Raw genomic sequence first — 17,582 nt, 5'->3', positions numbered from 1 at the left:
TCTCGGCCTTCCGCTTGGCTTCGTCCTCGTGGCGATGGCGCTCGTCCTCGGCCTTGCGGCGGGCTTCGGCGGCTTCGCGCTCGGCGCGTTCGGCGGCCTCGCGGACAGCGCGGCGCTGGGCCTCTTCCTCGGCCTGGCGGCGTTCCTCGACTTCGCGGAGCTTGGCATCGGCCAGCGCGCTGGCACGGGCCGAACGCTCGTCCTCGGTCAGGGTACGCAGCACCACGCCGGAACCGGCGTTGCGCGGCTGGGCGGGCGGAGCGGGGCGCGACGGAGCGGGCGCGGCCGGTGCCGGCTTTGCAACAACCGTGGGAGCCTGCGGCTCGGGGCTGCCGTCGATACGGCGCTTGCCGCGCTTCTCGACCACGACCTGCTTGCTGCGGCCATGGCTGAAGCTCTGGCGCACAGTTCCCGTTTCGACGCGCGGCTTGAGCGTTAGCGTCTTGCTCGGAACGCTCAGCTTCTTGTCGTCAGGGGTCTTGGTATCAACCATTCAGCAGTCCTAATCCTGATCTGTTAGCGTTGTGCGTTGCCGCACAGTCCTATCGGGTCGTCGTTGTCTCTCAGAAATCCTGGCCGGGCTTTTCGGCAGTCTTGTCATCGTCCGCCATCCGGTATCGGACCAGCATCTGGCTACGTGACAGGAATGACCTGCTCGCCGGGCCCGCGAGCAGGGCAGCATGTATCACATTTGACCGGGGCAGTGCCAAATCCAATTCTATCGATTTCAGTACCGTCACGACGGGAATCTGCGGCTTGGAGCCGCGATTTCCGGCATTTTGACGTGCCAGCATGTCCAATTTGCGGATTCCGTCCGCGGCCCCGTCGCTGGCGTGGATCAGGACCTCGACCGTGCCTTCGCGCAGGGCGCTCTCGACCTTGCCGAAGCCGGCCACGATCTGGCCCGCCTTGGCGGCGATCCCAAGGGCTTCCGTCACGCTCCGGACCAGGAGCGCCTCGATGTCGGCGGGAAGCGTCTGAGGGGTGCGCAGCTCGCGCTTGAAGGCCTTGTTAAATTGGTGACGCCGCACGGCTTCCGCAACCACCTCGCGCGAGGCGGTGATCCACATGCCGCGTCCGGGCAGCTTGCGCTTGAGATCGGGAACTATGTCGCCCTGGGGCGATACGACGAAGCGGATCAGCTCGTCGATCGGCCGGACCTCGCGGCTGACCGCGCACATCCGCATGGTCGCGGACCTTTCGGTCCGCGGCCCATGATCGAGTTCGCTGTCAGAGCTGGCAAGCATCCGGGCGACATCCTCCTTCGCCCTTAAGCCGGTTGATCTTCGGTCGCCTCAGCCTCTTCAGCGGGCTTGGCGAGATCGGCCTCGGTGATCCAGCCGGCCTTGACGCGAGCCTGCATGATCATCGCCTCGGCATCGTCACGGGAGATGTCGATACCGTCGAGCGCACCCGGATATTTGGTGGATTCGCCACCTTCCTTGCGCTCGGTCCAGCCGACCAGATCGTCGGTGGCGCAGCCGGCGAGGTCGTCGACGGTCTTGATGTCGTTCTCGCCGAACTTCACCAGCATCTTCGAGGTGACGCCGGGCACGTCCTTGAGAGCGTCCTCGACGCCGAGTTCCACGCGCTTGGCCTCGAGCTCGGCTTCCTGCTGCTCGAGATATTCGCGGGCGCGGTTCTGGAGCTCCTGCGCGGTCTCCTCGTCAAAACCCTCGATGCCGGCGAGCTCCTTGATGTCGACCATCGCGAGTTCCTCGACCGAGGTGAAGCCTTCGGACGCGAGCAGCTGGCCGACCACCTCGTCGACGTTGAGCGATTCCATGAAGACGCGGGTGGAGTTCTCGAAGTCGGCCTGGCGGCGCTCCGATTCCTCCTGCTCGGTCAGGATGTCGATATCCCAGCCGGTGAGCTGCGAGGCCAGACGCACGTTCTGGCCGCGGCGGCCGATCGCCAGCGAGAGCTGGTTGTTGGTATCGGGCACGACGACCTCGATGCGCTCGCGGTCTTCATCGATCACGACCTTGGAGACTTCGGCCGGCGCCAGTGCGTTGACCACGAAGGTCGCGATGTCGGGCGACCAGGGAATGATGTCGATCTTCTCGCCCTGCAATTCGTTCACCACCGCCTGCACGCGCGAGCCGCGCATGCCGACGCAGGCGCCGACCGGATCGACCGAGGAATCGCGGGAAATCACGCCGATTTTCGCGCGCGAGCCGGGATCGCGGGCAACCGCCTTGATCTCGACGATGCCGTCGTAGATCTCGGGCACTTCCTGCGCGAACAGCTTCGCCATGAACTGCGGATGGGTGCGGGAGAGGAAGATCTGCGGGCCGCGGGTCTCGCGGCGGACGTCGAAGATATAGGCGCGGACGCGGTCGCCGTTGCGGAAGACTTCGCGCGGCAGCATCTCGTCGCGGCGGATGATGGCTTCGCCACGGCCGAGATCGACGATCACGCTGCCATATTCGACGCGCTTGACGACGCCGTTGACGATGTCGCCGATGCGGTCCTTGAATTCCTGATATTGCCGGTCGCGCTCGGCCTCGCGCACCTTCTGCACGATCACCTGCTTGGCCGACTGCGCGGCGATGCGGCCATATTCCAGCGGCGGCAGGGTATCGGCGATGGTGTCGCCGACCTGGGCGCCGGGATTGGCGCGCTGCGCATCCACCAGCGAAATCTGGTTGGAGTGGTTTTCGACCTTCTCGACCACCAGCATGTGGCGCGACAGCCGCAGCTCGCCCTTCTTCGGGTCGATCTCGGCGTGAACGTCAGTCTCGCTGCCGTAGCGGGCACGCGCCGCCTTGGCGATGGCGTCCTCCATCGCCGCGATGACGATGCCGCGGTCGATCGATTTCTCCCGCGCGACGGCATCGGCGATCTGGAGCAATTCAAGTCGATTGGCGCTGACTGCCATGGCTAGTCTCCTTCGTCAGGCTCGATCTCGCCGCGCCGCGCGCGTTCGGCGGCCAGGCGATGCTTCTTCGTGTTGGTCGGTGCCGGCTTCTTCTTAGGCTTGGTGTTCTTGGTCGTTTTTTCGCTGATTTTCGCGTGAGGCGCAGCCGGCGGCTCCAGGCCGAGATTGCGGCGCATCTCGCGCGCCGCGGCCTTGCCACGGCGCATCGATTCCGCGATCAGCTCATCGGTCAGCACCAGCCGGGCCTCGCTGATATCCTCCATCGTCAGGAGAACGTCGCGTTCCTCGGCCGCCTTGACGTCGTCGCGATGCAGATGCACGCGGTCGCCTTCGACAGGGCCGATCATGCCGCGGAACCGCTTCCGCCCCTCATGGGCGACCGCCATCTCGACCTTCACCAGGTGCCCGGCATAGCGCTCGAAATCGGAGCGCCGCACCAGGGGGCGATCGATCCCCGGCGAGGAGATTTCCAGCCGATAGGCGCGATCGATTGGGTCGGCGACGTCGAGCACGGGCGACAGCGCCCGCGAGATCGCCTCGCAATCCTCGATCTGCATCGAGCCGTCCGGGCGCTCGGCCATGATCTGCACGGTGCAGCCGGCCTCACCGGAGATACGGATCCGCACCAGGCGGTAGCCCATGCCCCGGAGCACGGGCCCTGCCACCGCGGACACCCGTGCCGCGACGCCCGGCTCGACCACGAGCCTCGGCTCGGCCAGCAACTCGGCATCCGTGGAACCAGTGGTCGGTTCGGTCATATCCAGGGTCAAGGCGCTCGATGGTTAAGGCTTGGTTACAATTTCAAAGACCGCTTCGGAACTCTCCCGACAGCGCGCCGGGCCGCATCTTCCGCCAAGCCGCGCTCAGGTAATAAAAAAGAGCGGGTCCTTTCGGGCCCACTCTCACTACGCGGATCGTATGAGAAGATGAATTGGCGCTGATATAGCCCTTTCCACCCTCCCGGACAAGGCCCATCGCAGGGCAAGCGAGGCTTTTTGCGCCATTCCGGCGGCCCCCCGCGCAACGCTTCCTTCATCAACGGGGCCTAAATTCCCTGATTGTGGGGCGGCTTGGACCAAGGGCGCACCCGCGGCGTGCCCTGTACGAGTTTGCGTTTTCATGACCGTTGCCACGTCGCTCATTCCCGGACTGGACGAAATCGTCAAACGCGGCGATCCCCGGCGCCGTGGCGAAATCGCGCGTGCCATCGCCGAACTGTTCTTCCAGGATCCGGACAAGCTCCGTCCCGAGCTCATCGATCTCTTCGACGATCTCCTGATCGATCTCGTGCCGCATGCCGAGCTCGCCTCGCGCGTCGATCTCGCCGAGCGCTTCTCGCGCCTGGACAACGCGCCGCGGCACCTGGTGAACCAGCTCGCCCGCGAAAACGAGATCATGGTGGCCGGCCCCGTGCTGCGCCGCTCGCCCGTGCTCGACGAAGCCGCACTGGTCGAGATCGCGCGGCTGAAGGGCCAGGGGCATCTGCTGGCGATGACGGAGCGCCCCGCTCTGTCGTCTGTCGTCACCGACGTGCTGGTCGAGCGCGGCGATCGCGACGTGGTGCGTCGCGCCGCGGGCAATGCCGGTGCGGTGTTCTCGCCTGGCAGCTATTCCGAGCTGATCAAGCGTGCCGCGCAGGACGGCGTGCTGACGCTCAAGATCGGCCAGCGCAACGATCTTTCCGGCGAGCACCTGAAAGAGCTGCTCGACGGCACGCTCGACGTCATCCGCCGCCGTCTCTCCAGCGTGGTCAATCCCGTGCGCCAGGTCGAGATCAAGCGCGCCATGGCGGCGATCGAGGAGGCCGCGCTGCCGCCCGGGCCGCGGCGCGATTTCTCGTCGGCACAGCGTACGGTGCTCGCCTTGCATCGCGAGGGCCATCTCGGCGAGAGCGCGCTGCTCGGCTTTGCCAAGGCAGGCAAATACGAGGAAGCGATCGCCTCGCTCTCGGCGATGTCCGGCGTCCGCCTCTCGATCCTCGACCGCCTGATCGCGGGCGACCGCTACGATCCGCTTCTGATCCTGGGGCGCGTGCTGAATCTCGGCTGGCCCACGGTGCGCGCGCTCATCCTGCTCTGGTACGGTCCGCATCGCGCGCCGGCCAATGCCGACATCGAGGCCGCCCGCATGAACTTCACGCGCCTGATGCCGACGACGGCGGAACGCGTCGTGAATTTCTGGCGCAACCGGCAGACGATCTAAGATTCTTTTGCTGGTCATTCCGGCGCTCGGCGCGCCCCGGAACGACGATCATTGTCTTCTGAACCGCAAGTAAGCCGCCTTGCGGCCCTCGCGCGCGGCCTTCCGGCCGTAGCGTGTCATCGTGTAGCCGTCCCAGGGCTGCCGGAAATCGTCGGCGCGCTCCGCAAGCCATTTGAAATCCGTCGAGCGCGCAAGATGCGACAGCGTCCAGGCGCAGTAATCGTCGATGTCGCAGACGAAGCGGAATTCGCCGCCGACCTTCAGCACGCGCGCCATTGCAGCGATGGTCCTGTCCTGGACGAAGCGCCGCTTCCAGTGCCGCCGCTTCGGCCAGGGATCCGGATGGATCAGGTCGATCCGCGACAGCGAGGCTGGCGGCAGCCAGGCCAGGAGCTCGGCGGCATCGCCGGCGAACAGGCGGATGTTGGCGATGTTGCCGGCCTCGATCTGCGCCAGGATCTTCGCCATGCCGTTGACATAGGGCTCGCAGCCGATGAAGCCGGTCGTGGCGAAGTTCTGCGCCTCGGCCGCAAGATGCTCGCCGCCGCCGAAGCCGATCTCGAGCCGCACATCGTTCGCCGCGGGATCGAAGATCTCGCGCGCATTCCCCGGCGCCTCGCCCGTGATGTCGAGCGCAAGATGCGGCAACAGATGATCGATCAGCTCGGCCTGGTGCTGCCTGAGCTTGTGGCCCTTGCGGCGCCCGAAGAAGGCGCGCTCGCTGTCATCGCGATCGGGATCTGACTTGCGTTCGCTCATCGCAGCGTCTGATACAGGCGATAGAGCAGCCGTGCGCGCGGGTTGAGCGACGAGACATAGAGCTGCTCGTAGTCGGTGTGTGCGCCCTTGCCGTCGACGCCGAGCCCGTCCAGCGTGCCGGTGTGGGGAGCGGTGAAATTGCCGTCCGAGCCGCCGCCGGTGTGGGTGTCGATCAGCTCGAAGCCGATTTCGCCGGCGAGCGTCTTCGCATGCTCGTAGAGCGAGGCGCCTGCATTGCTCTTCTCGTAAGGCGGACGATTAAGCTCGCCGGTGATCTTGACGGTGACGCCTTCGGTCTTCGATGTCAGCCCGAGGATCTTGCCGACGAACTCCTCCGCGTCTTTGAGGCTCAGCACGCGCAGATCGACTTCGGCATAGGCCTCTTCCGGCGTCACGTTGGGGCGCGTGCCGCCGCGCACCACACCGACATTCACCGAGACGCCGCGCGCCGGGTCGTTCATCCCTTCCAGCGCCAGGATGATATTGGCGAGCTCGCGGACGGCGCTGCGACCGTCTTCGGGCCGCGAGCCGGCATGCGCCGGCACGCCCTTGATGAACACCTGGAAGCGTCCGACGCCCTTGCGTCCGGTGACGATCTTGCCGCCGTCGCGCGCCGGCTCCGTCACCAGCACGTATTTGGCCTTGCGCCCTTCCGTCTCGATCAGCGCGCGCGAGGTGGGGCTGCCGATCTCCTCGTCGGAGGTGAACAAGTGGGTGATGCCGAGTGGCGAACGCTCGGCCGTGGCGCAAAGCGCGCGAAACGCGTGATGGGCGATGTAGGCGCCGCCCTTCATGTCGTAGATGCCGGGACCGAACGCGCTGTCACCTTCGACCTTGAACGGCAGACGTTCGATGAATCCCAGGGGGTGAACGGTATCGAGGTGGCTCAGCACCAGGATGCCGGGCTGGTCCTGGCCCCAGGCCGAGCGTGCCAGCAGATGATCGCCGCAGCCGTCGACGCCGGCGACGCGCTCGAGCGTGACGGGCAGATCGCGATAATGATCCGCGACCAGCGACACCAGCCTGTTGACCTGATCAGGCGCCTCTGTCGGCGTCTCGATCTCCACCCAGCGTCGGATGCCGTCGAGAATAGTTTTGGTATCGAACCAATTGGAGCTCGCCATGGGCGCATCTATGCCTTTGAATCGAATCATTTGAGAGGACGCACGTCAAAGCGCGGCCACAAATGACGACATAGGCCAGATTTGGCGCGGCCTCAAATCGATTGAGCTGGCCCGTCAGCGCTTGTCGGGGCCTTCGCGGGCCGCAATCTGCTCGACGAGATCGACGATGGAGCGGCGCATCTTCGAATCAGTGATTCGGGTGAACGCCTTGGTCAAGGCGAGTCCTTCGGAGGTCGCAAGGAAGTCCGAGACGTAGGAGGGCGAGGCGCCTTCTGCGAAGCCGTTCGGGCCGGCCACGCCGCTCGGTCCGCCCTCGAACAGGAACGACACCGGCACCTGGAGAATCTCGGCAATCTGCTGGATTCGGCTCGCGCCGACCCGGTTCGTGCCCTTCTCGTACTTCTGGATCTGCTGGAAAGTCAGGCCCAAAGCTTCACCGAGCTTTTCCTGGCTCATGCCCAACATGATGCGGCGCATACGCACGCGGCTGCCGACATATTTGTCAACAGGGTTGGGCGCTTTCGACATTTCCTCAGCCTCCAAACACCACCCTCAGCGCAATCGATTGAATGCCTCAGGTGCCAGCATCATAAAAATCAGACCCTGTTATTGGGAAACATTGCGGAGAAATTTAGCAATGCCCACTGTCTTTTGCAGCCGGTGCAGAATGAGGAACCCGCGTGCAGTCTGTCAACCGTGAGACCACGGTTGTCAAAGGATTCCGGCCGCTTCGGCGTTGACGGCGGGATCAGGGGTGCCGTTTGGTCACGCGTCGGCGGACCGCGAGAAGCACGGCCACCGCGACGAGCACGGCCGCAGGCACGTCGCCGACCCGCGCATAGATCGTCGGCGGGATCGCTGCGGGCAGGTTTGCGTCCAAAATGCCTTCGACGCCGAGACCGAGGCTGGCGATGGTTCGTCCCGCCGGATCGATCACCGCGGAGATGCCGGTATTGGCGGAGCGGACCAGCGGCAATCCGAGTTCGATCGCGCGCATCCGCGCCTGCTCCAGATGCTGATAGGGGCCGGTCGAGATGCCGAACCAGCCGTCATTGGTGAGGTTCACGATCCAGCCCGGACGTTCGTTGCGACCGGCAACCTCGCCGGGAAAAATTGCTTCGTAGCAGATCAGCGGCAGCGCGGACGGCGCGCCGGCGACTGGTAGCGCATGCCGCACGGTGCCGGCGATGAAGCCGCCGCGCACACGCGTGAGCTGCTCGAAGCCGAGCTTCTCCATCAGGCCCTGATAGGGAAGAAACTCGCCGAACGGCACCAGATGCAGCTTGTCGTAGACCGCGAGCACGCTGCCGTCGTGATCGATCACGTAGATCGAATTATAGGCACGGGTGATCGGCGTTCCCCGCGGCAGATCGGGCGCGCGGACCGAACCCGTGATCAGCACCGTGCCCTTCGGCAGCAGCTCGGCGATCTCCGCCATCGCGTCGGCTTCGCGGGTCAGGAAGAACGGAAAAGCGGATTCCGGCCAGATCAGGATGGTGGCATCGCGCACGCCGGTCGATTGCGGGCCGGAGGCGCGGTCCGACAGTGCCAGGTATTTCTTCATCACCTCCGCCTTGGCGGCGTAGTTGAATTTCGCGTCCTGCTGGAGGTTCGGCTGCATCAGGCGCAGCTTGGCGCCCGCGACCATCGTGGTCGGATGCAGCGACAGGCGGATCGCGCCGAAGATGCTCATGACAATCAGAAGTGCGACTGCCGCGGCCGGCGCGCGCCAGGCCACGCGGCGATCGGGCGTGCGGTCGATCAGCGTCGCGGGGCTCGCAAAGATCGCGACCGCCAGGAACGTCATCCCCCACAGGCCGACCAGCGATGCCGTCTGCGCCAGCGGCAACGGCTCCGACAGCGCATAGCCGAACGCGTTCCAGGGAAAGCCGGTCAGCGCGTGACCGCGTAGCCATTCGGCGATGGTGAGGCTTGCCGCGAGCGCAAGCACGCGCGTGGCGTTCTTGGTCCAGAGCAGGCGTGCCAGCGCAAAACCGATCGCCGTGAAGATGGACAGATAGGCTGGCAGGCCCAGCACGGCGAACGGCGTCAGCCAGGCGAACACGTCGGCGTCGACGAAGAAGGCGTAGCCGATCCAGTACAGGCCGGGCACGAAATAGCCGAGCCCGAACCAGTAGCCGGTCAGCGCCGCGGCGGGGATGCCGCCGTATCGTCCAGCGCCGGCGCCGTCGATCAGCCAGACCAGCACCGGGAAAGTAATGACCAGCACCGGGAAGAGATTGAACGGCGCCAGCGCCAGCACCGACAGCGCGCCGGCGGCCATGGCGAGGACGGCGCGCTTCCATCCCCAGGTGAGGATGATGGCTAGCGCAATCTGCCGGAGTCGCTGGAATGCGCTCACTGTGGGCCGGTCCCGTCGCTTGGCGGCGGGGTCGGCGTGTCACTGGCCGGCGGTTGACCGCTCTCCGGCGTGGCCTCGCGGCGTCGGCTCTCGCGCTGGGTGCGCGGCGCGGGGCGTTCCTTCCGCGTCGAGATGCGCAGCCGCTTGACGCGGCGCGGATCGGCATCGAGCACCTCGACCTCGTAATTGCCGGGGCCCGAGATCACCTCGCCGCGCACCGGCAGGCGCCCGACGAAGCTGACGAGATAGCCGCCCAGCGTCTCGACTTCCTCGCCGGCCTCGCCGGTGACGAAGTCCGCGCCGATCACGGTGCGGACGTCGTCGAGGCTGGCGCGGGCGTCGGCGATGAAAGCGTTGTCCGGCAGGCGCACGATCGAGGGCGGCTCGTCGCTGTCGTGCTCGTCGTCGATCTCGCCGACGATCTGCTCGACGATGTCCTCGAGCGAGACCAGCCCGTCGCTGCCGCCATATTCGTCGACCACCAGCGCCAGGTGGATGCGCGTGGCCTGCATCTGCGCGAGCAGGTCGATCGCGCGCATCGACGGCGGCACGTAGAGCAGCTTGCGGATGATGCGCGCGTCCTCGAGCGGCAGCGCGAGATCGACGGTACGAAGGTCGAGGCCGGCCGGCAGCGGCTTCTTGCGCTTGGTCTTGGTGGCGTCCGACACGCGCGCCCGCGCGGTCATGAACGCGAGCAGGTCGCGGATGTGGACGATGCCGACGGGATCGTCGAGCGTCTCGTTGTAGACGACGAGGCGCGAGTGGCCGGCGCTTTCGAAGCGGTCCATCAGCTCACCGAGCGGGATGTCGCGCTTCACCGCAATGATGTCGGCACGATGCACCATGACGTCGGCGATGCGGCGCTCGTGCAGACCGAGGATGTTGCGCAGCATGGTGCGCTCGACGGCGGAGAAGCCGGTGTCGTCGGGCGTCGAGGCGTCGAGCACGACCTGGAGATCGTCGCGCACCGATCCGGCCTTCCAGCCGAACAGCGTGCGGATCGCGCGCAGCAGCCAGCCCTCGGCGGTCGGACGCAGGACCTCGCCCGATGTCACCACGACAGGCAAATTGGGCGTGTTGCGGGGATTGTCGTGGGTCGGGTCGGAATCCGGCATCTCAGTGCGTCCCCGGGCGGTCGGCATAGGGATCGGGAATGCCGAGATGGGCGAGGATCTGCGTCTCCAGCGCTTCCATCTCCTCCGCGTCGTCGTCGTTCTCGTGGTCGTAGCCGATCAGGTGCAGGAAGCCGTGCACGGCGAGATGGCTCAGATGGTGGTCGAACGGCTTCTTTTCCTCGTCGGCCTCGCGCCGCATGGTCTCGTAGGCAATCGCGATGTCGCCGAGCATGCGCGGCGCATCGCCGGGCTTCCATTCGCCCTCGGGCTGGAGCGCGGGAAACGACAGCACGTTGGTCGGCTTGTCGATGCCGCGCCAGTTGCTGTTGAGCGTGCGGATGCCGGCATCGTCGGTCAGCATCACCGCCACTTCCGCTTCCGCGACGTCTTCGTCGACACTCTCGGCGGCGGCCGCGATCGCGCGCTGGATCACGGCTTCGGAATCGGGTTCGCGCTGCCAGCAATCGGCGACGACGAGGACCTCGGTCATGGGAAGGTTGGGGTGTGACATTGTCTTTGTTCGGAACGAAAAGGCGCTTGCGTCCGCGCCCATATGGTCCGGTTGTTGTCCCGTCAGGATTTGCCGGTCGCCGGCCGCTGCGGCAACCCTTCATAGGCGGCGACGATCCGCGCCACGAGCTCGTGGCGGATCACGTCCTCGGCCTTGAAATGAACTTGTGCAATGCCTTCGACACCGTCCAGCAGGCGGGTTGCCTCGGCGAGGCCCGAGGTCTGGCCGTTCGGCAGGTCGATCTGCGAGGGGTCGCCGGTCACGATCATGCGGCTGTTCTCGCCGAGACGGGTCAGGAACATCTTCATCTGCATCGACGTGGTGTTCTGCGCCTCGTCCAGGATGATGGCGGCGTTGGTGAGCGTGCGGCCGCGCATGAAGGCGAGCGGCGCGATCTCGATCTCGCCGGTCTGGAGCGCCCGCTCGACGATGCGCGCGTCCATGAGATCGTAGAGCGCGTCGTAGATCGGGCGCAGATAGGGATCGACCTTCTCGCGGAGATCGCCGGGCAGGAAGCCGAGCCGCTCGCCGGCTTCCACCGCCGGGCGCGACAGGATGATCTTGTCGACCTCCTTGCGCTCGAACAGTTGCGCGGCATGCGCGACCGCGAGCCAGGTCTTGCCGGTGCCGGCGGGCCCGATGCCGAACACAAGCTCGTGGCGCTTCAGCGCACGGATGTAGGAATCCTGCGCAGCCGTGCGCGCGCGCACCGGCCGCTTGCGCAAGTTGATGCTGTCGAAGGTTGACTTCGCCGACTTGGCGTCGAACTCGAACAGCGAGCCCTGCGCGATCACTGCGCGGATCGCACCTTCGACCTCACCCTGGTCGACATCCTGGCCCTTTACGGCGTGCGCGTAGAGCGTTTCCAGCACGCGGCGCGCCGCATCGCAGCCGTCGCGGGTGCCACCGATGGTGATGTGGTTGCCTTTGGAATCCACGACGACGCCAAGCCGACGCTCGATCTGCGCCAGGTTCTGGCCATAGGGGCCGACCAGTGCGGATGCGGCGCGGTTGTCGTCGAAGTCGATGACGACCTGGGTCTCTGGCGGAACTTGCATGTCGCGGTCAAATTTGCGGCTGGGAGCGATAGAAGACCAATCCGATGCGCTTTTTGGCAAGGGTTCAGGCTCCAGTGGCGATGGATGATAAAGCGGGCTCGCGCGCAACGCGCGGTGTGGCGAGCTCGCCGAGGAAGCTGTAGCGTTCGAGGCTGTCGATCCGCACCGGCAGGATTTGTCCGATGATGTCGGGCGAGGCCATCACATGCGCGGGCTGGAGGAAGGCGGTGCGGCCGACGATCTGGCCCTCCTTGCGCGCCGGACGCTCGAACAGCACATCGACCGTTGAGCCAATCGCGGCCTTGTTGAAGGCCGATTGCTGGCTGTCGATCAGTTCCTGGAGCCGCTCCAATCGCTGGTCCATCTCGGCGGGGGACACCGTCTCCTGCATGTCCGCGGCCGGCGTTCCCGGCCGGGCGGAGTATTTGAACGAATAAGCCGCAGCGTAGCCGATTTGCGTGACAAGCGCGAGGGTGGCGAGAAAATCTTGCTCGCTTTCCCCCGGAAAGCCCACGATAAAATCTGATGAAAAAGCAATGTCTTGGCGCGCGGCCCGGAAACGGTCGATGACACGCCGATAATCATCGGCGGTATGTTTGCGGTTCATGGCCGCCAGAATCCGGTCCGAGCCCGACTGCACCGGCAGGTGCACGAACGGCATCAAGGCCCCGAGATCGCGATGGGCCGCAATCAGACTGTCATCGACGTCGCGGGGATGGCTGGTCGAATAGCGCAGCCGCGCGATGCCGGGAATCGCTGCCAGATGTTCGAGCAGCCGGCCGAGCGGCCAGGTTTTTCCATCCGGTCCCTCGCCATGATAGGCGTTGACGTTCTGCCCGATCAGCGTGAGTTCGCGCACGCCGTTCTCGGCGAGCCGCTTCACGTCGTCGACGATCCTTGCCACCGGGCGCGACACTTCAGCACCGCGCGTATAGGGCACGACGCAGAAGGTGCAGAACTTGTCGCAGCCTTCCTGCACCGTGACGAATGCGGAAATGCCGCGCGCGCGGATCGCGTCGGGCTTCGGCTGGGCGAGGAAGCCGAACTTGTCGGCGGCGGGAAATTCGGTCTCGATCGCGCGGCCTTCGTTGCCGGCCCGCTTCAGCAGCTCCGGCAGATGATGGTAGCTCTGCGGACCGACCACGACGTCGACCACCGGCGCCCGGCGCACGATCTCCTCGCCCTCGGCCTGCGCCACGCAGCCTGCGACCGCGATCTGCATCGCGCGGCCGCCGCGGGCGGCCTCGTCCTTGGCGACGCGCAGCCGGCCGAGCTCGGAATAGACCTTCTCGGAGGCCTTCTCGCGGATATGGCAGGTGTTGAGGATGACGAGGTCGGCGTCCTCTGCGCTGGCCGTCTCCACGAATCCTTCCGGAGCCAGCGTGTCCACCATGCGCTGGGCATCGTAGACGTTCATCTGGCAGCCATATGATTTGATGTGCAGCTTGCGCGGCGGCGTCATGGAACCCGAAATGGAGGTGGAGGACGGCCTTCAGATATAGGCTGGAGGGGGGAAAATCCAGCGAATGGAGCCTCTGGACCGTCATTCCGGGGCGCGCGTCAGCGCGAACCCGGAATCTCGGGCCAAAAGCTCCGGATTCCGGCTTCACGCGCCTTGCGCGTGCCCCGGAATGACGGGCAAGGGGGCGAAATCAGCCCGCCAAAGCGTCCGCCCCGACCCGCCGGACCAGCTCCGGCAATTGCCGCATATCGTCGAATGTCAGTCCGGCGCCGGCGGCCCGCAGCCTTTCGGGGTGACCCGCCGGGCAGTGGCTGCCGCCATGAAAGCCCAGCACGGTCATCCCGGCGGCGTGCGCACCTGTTACCCCGGGGACGCTGTCCTCGATCACGAGGCACCGCTCCGGCGCGACCTTCATCTGCGCGGCGGCGAACAGGAACAGGTCGGGCGCCGGCTTGCCGCGCGCGACCTGGCTCGCGGAAAAGATGTTCGGGGCGAGCAGGTCGTAGAGCCCGGCGCACGTCAGGCCGTGATGGATCTTGTCCGGCGTGCCGCTCGATGCGACGCATTTCGGCAGATCGATTGCGGCAATCGCTGCCGCCACATAGGTAATCGGCTGCAGATCGCTGGCGTAGAATTGCAGCGTGGCCGCATTCACCTGGCTCTCGAGATCGTCGGGGAGACTGCGGCCGATTTCCTGCTCGACCATCCGCCGCGCGTCCTTCTCGGATACGCCGAGAAAGCGGACCAGCACCTGCTCCGAAGTGATCGGATAGCCGTGGCGCGTCAGCACATCCGCATGCGCGCGACAGGAGATCACCTCGCTGTCCACGAGCACGCCGTCGCAATCGAAAATGATGAGGTCGACGGGCACTAAGGCATGATCCGGAAAAGTGTGGAGCGGTTTTCCGACAAGATCATGCCACTTAAGACGTCGGCTTGTCGTCGTCGAGCGGAACGCAATAGAGCTCGAGCCGGTGATCGACCAGCTTGTAGCCGAGCTTGCGGGCGATTTCCGCCTGGAGCTTCTCGATCTCTTCGGAGGTAAACTCGATCACCTTGCCGTCGCGCAGATTGATGAGGTGGTCGTGATGGCTGTCGCGCATCGTCTCGTAGCGCGCGCGTCCTTCGCGAAAGTCATGGCGTTCGATGATGCCGGCATCCTCGAACAGCTTGACGGTGCGATACACGGTCGAGATCGAGATCTTGTCGTCGACGGCGACACAGCGTCGGTACAATTCCTCGACATCGGGATGATCGACCGCCTCCGCGAGCACGCGGGCGATGACGCGGCGCTGCTCGGTCATGCGCATGCCGGTGGCGGCACAGCGCGCCTCGATGCCGGACGACTTGGATGCAGAAGAGGGTTTCAGTGCGGTCATGATCTGTCTGCCTGACGGGGCGCTTTCTGCCATCAATGTTACGACAAGTCACGCCGCATCAGAAGGGCGTTCAATTGTTCCCCGTTCGGCTGTTTATAGTAGCGTTCGCGACGTCCGACCACCATGAATCCGCACCCCGCATAGAGCCGCCGTGCCGGCTGGTTGTTTTCCTCGACCTCGAGAAATATCGTGCGCACGCCGCGCCCGGCGAGGTGGCCGAGATGGGTCATCAGCAGCGTGCGGGAGAGGCCGCGGCCGCGATGGGCCTCGTCGACCGCGATCGAGAGGATCTCCGCTTCGTCCGCGCCGATCCTCGACACCGCAAAGCCGATGGTCTTGCGACCGAGGCGCAGCCGATGCACCAGCGTGTTGCGCTCGCTCATCATGCTCTCGAACTCGCCTTCGCCCCAGCCGTGGGCGAAGGAGGCGCCATGAAGCTGCGCGAGCCGCGCGGCATCGCGCGCGGAAGCCGGCTCGACGGCGGCCGTGCCGCCGCGCCACCATTCCGACAGCCAGCTCATCATGAGGTCGCGGCGTGAGCTGCGAGCGGGGGCTGAGCTGCCGGTTTCGCATCGGGTGCGCGCAGATAGAATGGCCGCGCCGGATTTGTCTCGGGATCGGCGGCAGCGCCAAGCCATGCGACCCAGCCGATATCGGGCGCGGGCTGCGCATCGACCGCGACCGGCTGCGGTGCATCCTTCGGCCAGCGATCGGCGAGGATGTTTGCGGCATTGCCGACCAGATGCGGTGCACCGAATTGCGAGGTCGCGATCGCCTCGTCGACGGGAGCGACGCCCGGCCGCACCAGCTGGCTGCCGTCGCCGGCGACGATCTGGAAGTAGACGTGATCGTGCCGCGCATCGATCGCGGAGATCACCGGCGCCGATTTGCTCTGGCCGACGACGGTAGCGGCATAGGCCGATAACGTCGTCAGCCCGACGGCCGGCCGCTTGGCCGCGAGTGCAAGGCCGCGTGCCGCCGAAATGCCGACGCGGAGGCCCGTGAAACTTCCCGGCCCGACGGTGACGGCGATGCGGTCGAGCGCGGTGAAGGCGAGATTGGCCGATTGCATGACGCGCGCGATCATCGGCATCAGCGCCTCGGCGTGGCCGCGCTTCATGAGAAGCTGTTCCTGCGCAAGCAGCTCGCCGGCGTCGGTATCGAGCACGGCGGCCGCGCACGCTTCCAGCGCGGTATCGATGGCAAGGATCAGCATGAGAACGCGAATGGCGAGTGGCGAATAACGAGGAGTGTAGCGAACCACGGGCCGATCCGCCATTCTTCACGCACGATTTGCCGGCCTCCAAAATACCCTACGACAACTGTCATTCCGGGATAGCACCAGACCCGGAATCTCGAGATTCCGGGTTCGGTCCTTCGGACCGCCCCGGAATGACGACTTCGTCGTCACATCGGCCGGACTTCGACCACGTCGGGCACGAAGTGCTTGAGCAGGTTCTGGATGCCGTGCTGCAGCGTCGCGGTCGATGACGGGCAGCCGGAGCAGGCGCCCTTCATGTTGAGATAGACGATACCGTCCTTGAAGCCGCGGAAGGTGATGTCGCCGCCGTCATTGGCGACCGCCGGACGCACCCGGGTCTCGATCAGGTCCTTGATCATGTCGACCGTCTCGGCATCGGCCTCGTCGAAGAACTCGTCCTCGTCGTCGAGATCGGCATCGCTTTGCGCGGCACCGCCGGCGAGCAGCGGCGCGCCGGACATGTAGTGCTCCATGATGGCACCGAGGATCGCCGGCTTGAGCTGCTGCCATTCACCGTTCGCCTTGGTCACGGTGATGAAGTCCGATCCGTAGAACACGCCGGTGACGCCGGGCACCTCGAACAGCTTCTCGGCGAGCGGCGAACGCGCCGCGGCTTCGCGGCTCGAAAATTCCATCGGGCTGCCGTCGACCACGACGCGGCCGGGAATGAACTTCAGCGTGGCGGGATTGGGGGTGGCTTCGGTTTGAATGAACATGGTTTTCTCCAGACGTCGCCGGTTCAAGGCCGGCGCGTGGCCTATCCACTAGCAGATGGCGACGGCGAACGCACGATCAAGGGGTGAGATGGCCGTTCCGTTGTTATATCAGCAGGTTACCCTCCCCTCCAGGGGAGGGTAAGAGGCAGCCTATGACAGCGAATCCACGCTTTGGTCGCTCAGCGCGCCGGAAACGATCGTGACGGGAACGGGGAACGTGCCCAGCTCATATGTGAGCAGCGAGACCAGTGGCCCGGGGCCTTCCGCACCGGGATTGGCAGCGAGCACCAGCATGGCGATGTCGGGGTCCTCGTCGATCACCGCGAGCAGCTGTTCCATCGGCGCACCTTCGCGGATCACCCGTTCCGGTGTGATCGCGGCAATGCCGTTGGCCCGGCCGGCGGCGCGGTCGAGCGCGGCTTCCGCCGCCTCATGCGCCTCGGCGCGCATGATGTCGGCGATACCAAGCCATTCCTGGGTCTGCTGCTCGGGCTCGATGATGCGCAGCATCACCACGCCGCCGCCGGCGCGGATCGCCCAGCGGCTGGCGTAGTAGACCGCGCGGTCCCATTCGGCGGTGTCGTCGACGATAACAAGGCATTTGGGCTTGTGACCCGGCTCGAAGCAAAGTCGCTTGCTGGTCATGCATGTCCCGGAATGTGCACGGCCGACATGCTGCCACACTCCCGCAACGTTTGGGAGAGGGGAAGCGGCCGACGCCAGCGCGCCGGCCGCGTTTTGCGGATGCAATG

General features: G+C 65.7%; 19 protein-coding genes. 1 reads left to right on the top strand and 18 read right to left on the bottom strand.

Annotated features, from left to right (window positions below; translation table 11 throughout):
- From XI08_RS14580 to rimP, 4 genes are all read right to left on the bottom strand, one after another.
- On the bottom strand, window positions 1–493 hold a 493-nt coding region (locus XI08_RS14580), incomplete at its 3' end, for a translation initiation factor IF-2 associated domain-containing protein (protein ID WP_271574905.1).
- Window positions 494–563: 70 nt separating this feature from the next.
- Window positions 564–1,247 carry an RNA-binding protein gene (locus XI08_RS14575; protein WP_271574904.1) on the bottom strand — a complete coding sequence of 228 codons (684 nt, stop codon included), beginning with the start codon at window positions 1,245–1,247 and terminating at the stop codon, window positions 564–566.
- A gap of 23 nt (window positions 1,248–1,270) precedes the next feature.
- Window positions 1,271–2,881: a transcription termination factor NusA gene (nusA, locus tag XI08_RS14570; protein WP_027546818.1), complete on the bottom strand. Its 1,611-nt coding sequence runs from the start codon at window positions 2,879–2,881 to the stop codon at window positions 1,271–1,273.
- A 2-nt stretch (window positions 2,882–2,883) separates the two neighbouring features.
- Complete coding sequence (rimP, locus tag XI08_RS14565; protein WP_271574903.1) at window positions 2,884–3,639, bottom strand: ribosome maturation factor RimP; 756 nt, start codon at window positions 3,637–3,639, stop codon at window positions 2,884–2,886.
- A gap of 361 nt (window positions 3,640–4,000) precedes the next feature.
- Here rimP and XI08_RS14560 point away from each other — a divergent pair, with 361 nt between their 5' ends.
- Window positions 4,001–5,083: a DUF2336 domain-containing protein gene (locus XI08_RS14560; RefSeq protein WP_271574902.1), complete on the top strand. Its 1,083-nt coding sequence runs from the start codon at window positions 4,001–4,003 to the stop codon at window positions 5,081–5,083.
- 48 nt (window positions 5,084–5,131) lie between these two features.
- Here XI08_RS14560 and trmB read toward each other — a convergent pair whose 3' ends face one another.
- The 14 genes from trmB to XI08_RS14490 all read right to left on the bottom strand — a co-directional run bounded on the left by trmB (window position 5,132) and on the right by XI08_RS14490 (window position 17,475).
- A complete protein-coding gene (gene trmB / locus XI08_RS14555) occupies window positions 5,132–5,842 on the bottom strand; it encodes a tRNA (guanosine(46)-N7)-methyltransferase TrmB (protein ID WP_271574901.1) in 711 nt (236 codons plus the stop codon).
- Window positions 5,839–6,996, bottom strand: a complete 1,158-nt coding sequence (locus tag XI08_RS14550; protein ID WP_271574900.1) for a M20 family metallopeptidase — start codon at window positions 6,994–6,996, stop codon at window positions 5,839–5,841. The genes trmB and XI08_RS14550 overlap by 4 nt, the downstream gene beginning before the upstream one ends.
- Window positions 6,997–7,080: 84 nt before the next feature.
- Window positions 7,081–7,494, bottom strand: coding sequence for a helix-turn-helix domain-containing protein (locus XI08_RS14545; RefSeq protein ID WP_027546813.1), 414 nt, complete (start codon window positions 7,492–7,494; stop codon window positions 7,081–7,083).
- A 220-nt stretch (window positions 7,495–7,714) separates the two neighbouring features.
- Window positions 7,715–9,328, bottom strand: a complete 1,614-nt coding sequence (lnt, locus tag XI08_RS14540; RefSeq protein WP_271574899.1) for an apolipoprotein N-acyltransferase — start codon at window positions 9,326–9,328, stop codon at window positions 7,715–7,717.
- Entirely contained in the window at window positions 9,325–10,443 is a 1,119-nt protein-coding gene (locus XI08_RS14535) for a hemolysin family protein (RefSeq protein WP_271574898.1), read from the bottom strand. The genes lnt and XI08_RS14535 overlap by 4 nt, the downstream gene beginning before the upstream one ends.
- A 1-nt stretch (window position 10,444) precedes the next feature.
- Window positions 10,445–10,954, bottom strand: coding sequence for an rRNA maturation RNase YbeY (ybeY, locus tag XI08_RS14530; protein WP_271574897.1), 510 nt, complete (start codon window positions 10,952–10,954; stop codon window positions 10,445–10,447).
- 62 nt (window positions 10,955–11,016) lie between these two features.
- Entirely contained in the window at window positions 11,017–12,012 is a 996-nt protein-coding gene (locus tag XI08_RS14525) for a PhoH family protein (RefSeq protein ID WP_027546809.1), read from the bottom strand.
- Window positions 12,013–12,076: 64 nt separating this feature from the next.
- Window positions 12,077–13,474, bottom strand: coding sequence for a tRNA (N6-isopentenyl adenosine(37)-C2)-methylthiotransferase MiaB (miaB, locus tag XI08_RS14520; protein ID WP_271574896.1), 1,398 nt, complete (start codon window positions 13,472–13,474; stop codon window positions 12,077–12,079).
- 190 nt (window positions 13,475–13,664) lie between these two features.
- Complete coding sequence (locus XI08_RS14515; protein WP_271574895.1) at window positions 13,665–14,345, bottom strand: HAD family hydrolase; 681 nt, start codon at window positions 14,343–14,345, stop codon at window positions 13,665–13,667.
- Between the two features lie 52 nt (window positions 14,346–14,397).
- Entirely contained in the window at window positions 14,398–14,853 is a 456-nt protein-coding gene (locus tag XI08_RS14510; RefSeq protein WP_027546806.1) for a Fur family transcriptional regulator, read from the bottom strand.
- 38 nt (window positions 14,854–14,891) lie between these two features.
- Entirely contained in the window at window positions 14,892–15,377 is a 486-nt protein-coding gene (gene rimI, locus XI08_RS14505) for a ribosomal protein S18-alanine N-acetyltransferase (RefSeq protein ID WP_135175143.1), read from the bottom strand.
- Complete coding sequence (tsaB, locus tag XI08_RS14500) at window positions 15,374–16,069, bottom strand: tRNA (adenosine(37)-N6)-threonylcarbamoyltransferase complex dimerization subunit type 1 TsaB (protein ID WP_271574907.1); 696 nt, start codon at window positions 16,067–16,069, stop codon at window positions 15,374–15,376. Before tsaB ends, rimI begins: the two co-directional genes overlap by 4 nt.
- A 191-nt stretch (window positions 16,070–16,260) precedes the next feature.
- Window positions 16,261–16,830 (bottom strand): NifU family protein, encoded by a 570-nt coding sequence (locus tag XI08_RS14495; RefSeq protein WP_271574894.1) that lies wholly within the window; start codon window positions 16,828–16,830, stop codon window positions 16,261–16,263.
- Between the two features lie 150 nt (window positions 16,831–16,980).
- Complete coding sequence (locus XI08_RS14490; RefSeq protein WP_271574893.1) at window positions 16,981–17,475, bottom strand: universal stress protein; 495 nt, start codon at window positions 17,473–17,475, stop codon at window positions 16,981–16,983.
- Window positions 17,476–17,582: the final 107 nt, after the last annotated feature.

Source organism: Bradyrhizobium sp. CCBAU 11361 (genome assembly GCF_028128935.1).
Lineage (GTDB): Bacteria > Pseudomonadota > Alphaproteobacteria > Rhizobiales > Xanthobacteraceae > Bradyrhizobium > Bradyrhizobium niftali.
The sequence above is the reverse complement of the archived record's forward strand: the minus strand, read 5'-3'. Positions and strand labels throughout refer to the sequence as shown.

Coding starts and splice junctions, on each gene's coding strand:
- XI08_RS14575 (WP_271574904.1), bottom strand. CDS start 1,247: ATGCTTGCCAGCTCTGACAGCGAACTCGATCATGGGCCGCGGACCGAA.
- nusA (WP_027546818.1), bottom strand. CDS start 2,881: ATGGCAGTCAGCGCCAATCGACTTGAATTGCTCCAGATCGCCGATGCC.
- rimP (WP_271574903.1), bottom strand. CDS start 3,639: ATGACCGAACCGACCACTGGTTCCACGGATGCCGAGTTGCTGGCCGAG.
- XI08_RS14560 (WP_271574902.1), top strand. CDS start 4,001: ATGACCGTTGCCACGTCGCTCATTCCCGGACTGGACGAAATCGTCAAA.
- trmB (WP_271574901.1), bottom strand. CDS start 5,842: ATGAGCGAACGCAAGTCAGATCCCGATCGCGATGACAGCGAGCGCGCC.
- XI08_RS14550 (WP_271574900.1), bottom strand. CDS start 6,996: ATGATTCGATTCAAAGGCATAGATGCGCCCATGGCGAGCTCCAATTGG.
- XI08_RS14545 (WP_027546813.1), bottom strand. CDS start 7,494: ATGTCGAAAGCGCCCAACCCTGTTGACAAATATGTCGGCAGCCGCGTG.
- XI08_RS14535 (WP_271574898.1), bottom strand. CDS start 10,443: ATGCCGGATTCCGACCCGACCCACGACAATCCCCGCAACACGCCCAAT.
- ybeY (WP_271574897.1), bottom strand. CDS start 10,954: ATGTCACACCCCAACCTTCCCATGACCGAGGTCCTCGTCGTCGCCGAT.
- XI08_RS14525 (WP_027546809.1), bottom strand. CDS start 12,012: ATGCAAGTTCCGCCAGAGACCCAGGTCGTCATCGACTTCGACGACAAC.
- miaB (WP_271574896.1), bottom strand. CDS start 13,474: ATGACGCCGCCGCGCAAGCTGCACATCAAATCATATGGCTGCCAGATG.
- XI08_RS14510 (WP_027546806.1), bottom strand. CDS start 14,853: ATGACCGCACTGAAACCCTCTTCTGCATCCAAGTCGTCCGGCATCGAG.
- rimI (WP_135175143.1), bottom strand. CDS start 15,377: ATGATGAGCTGGCTGTCGGAATGGTGGCGCGGCGGCACGGCCGCCGTC.
- tsaB (WP_271574907.1), bottom strand. CDS start 16,069: ATGCTGATCCTTGCCATCGATACCGCGCTGGAAGCGTGCGCGGCCGCC.
- XI08_RS14495 (WP_271574894.1), bottom strand. CDS start 16,830: ATGTTCATTCAAACCGAAGCCACCCCCAATCCCGCCACGCTGAAGTTC.
- XI08_RS14490 (WP_271574893.1), bottom strand. CDS start 17,475: ATGACCAGCAAGCGACTTTGCTTCGAGCCGGGTCACAAGCCCAAATGC.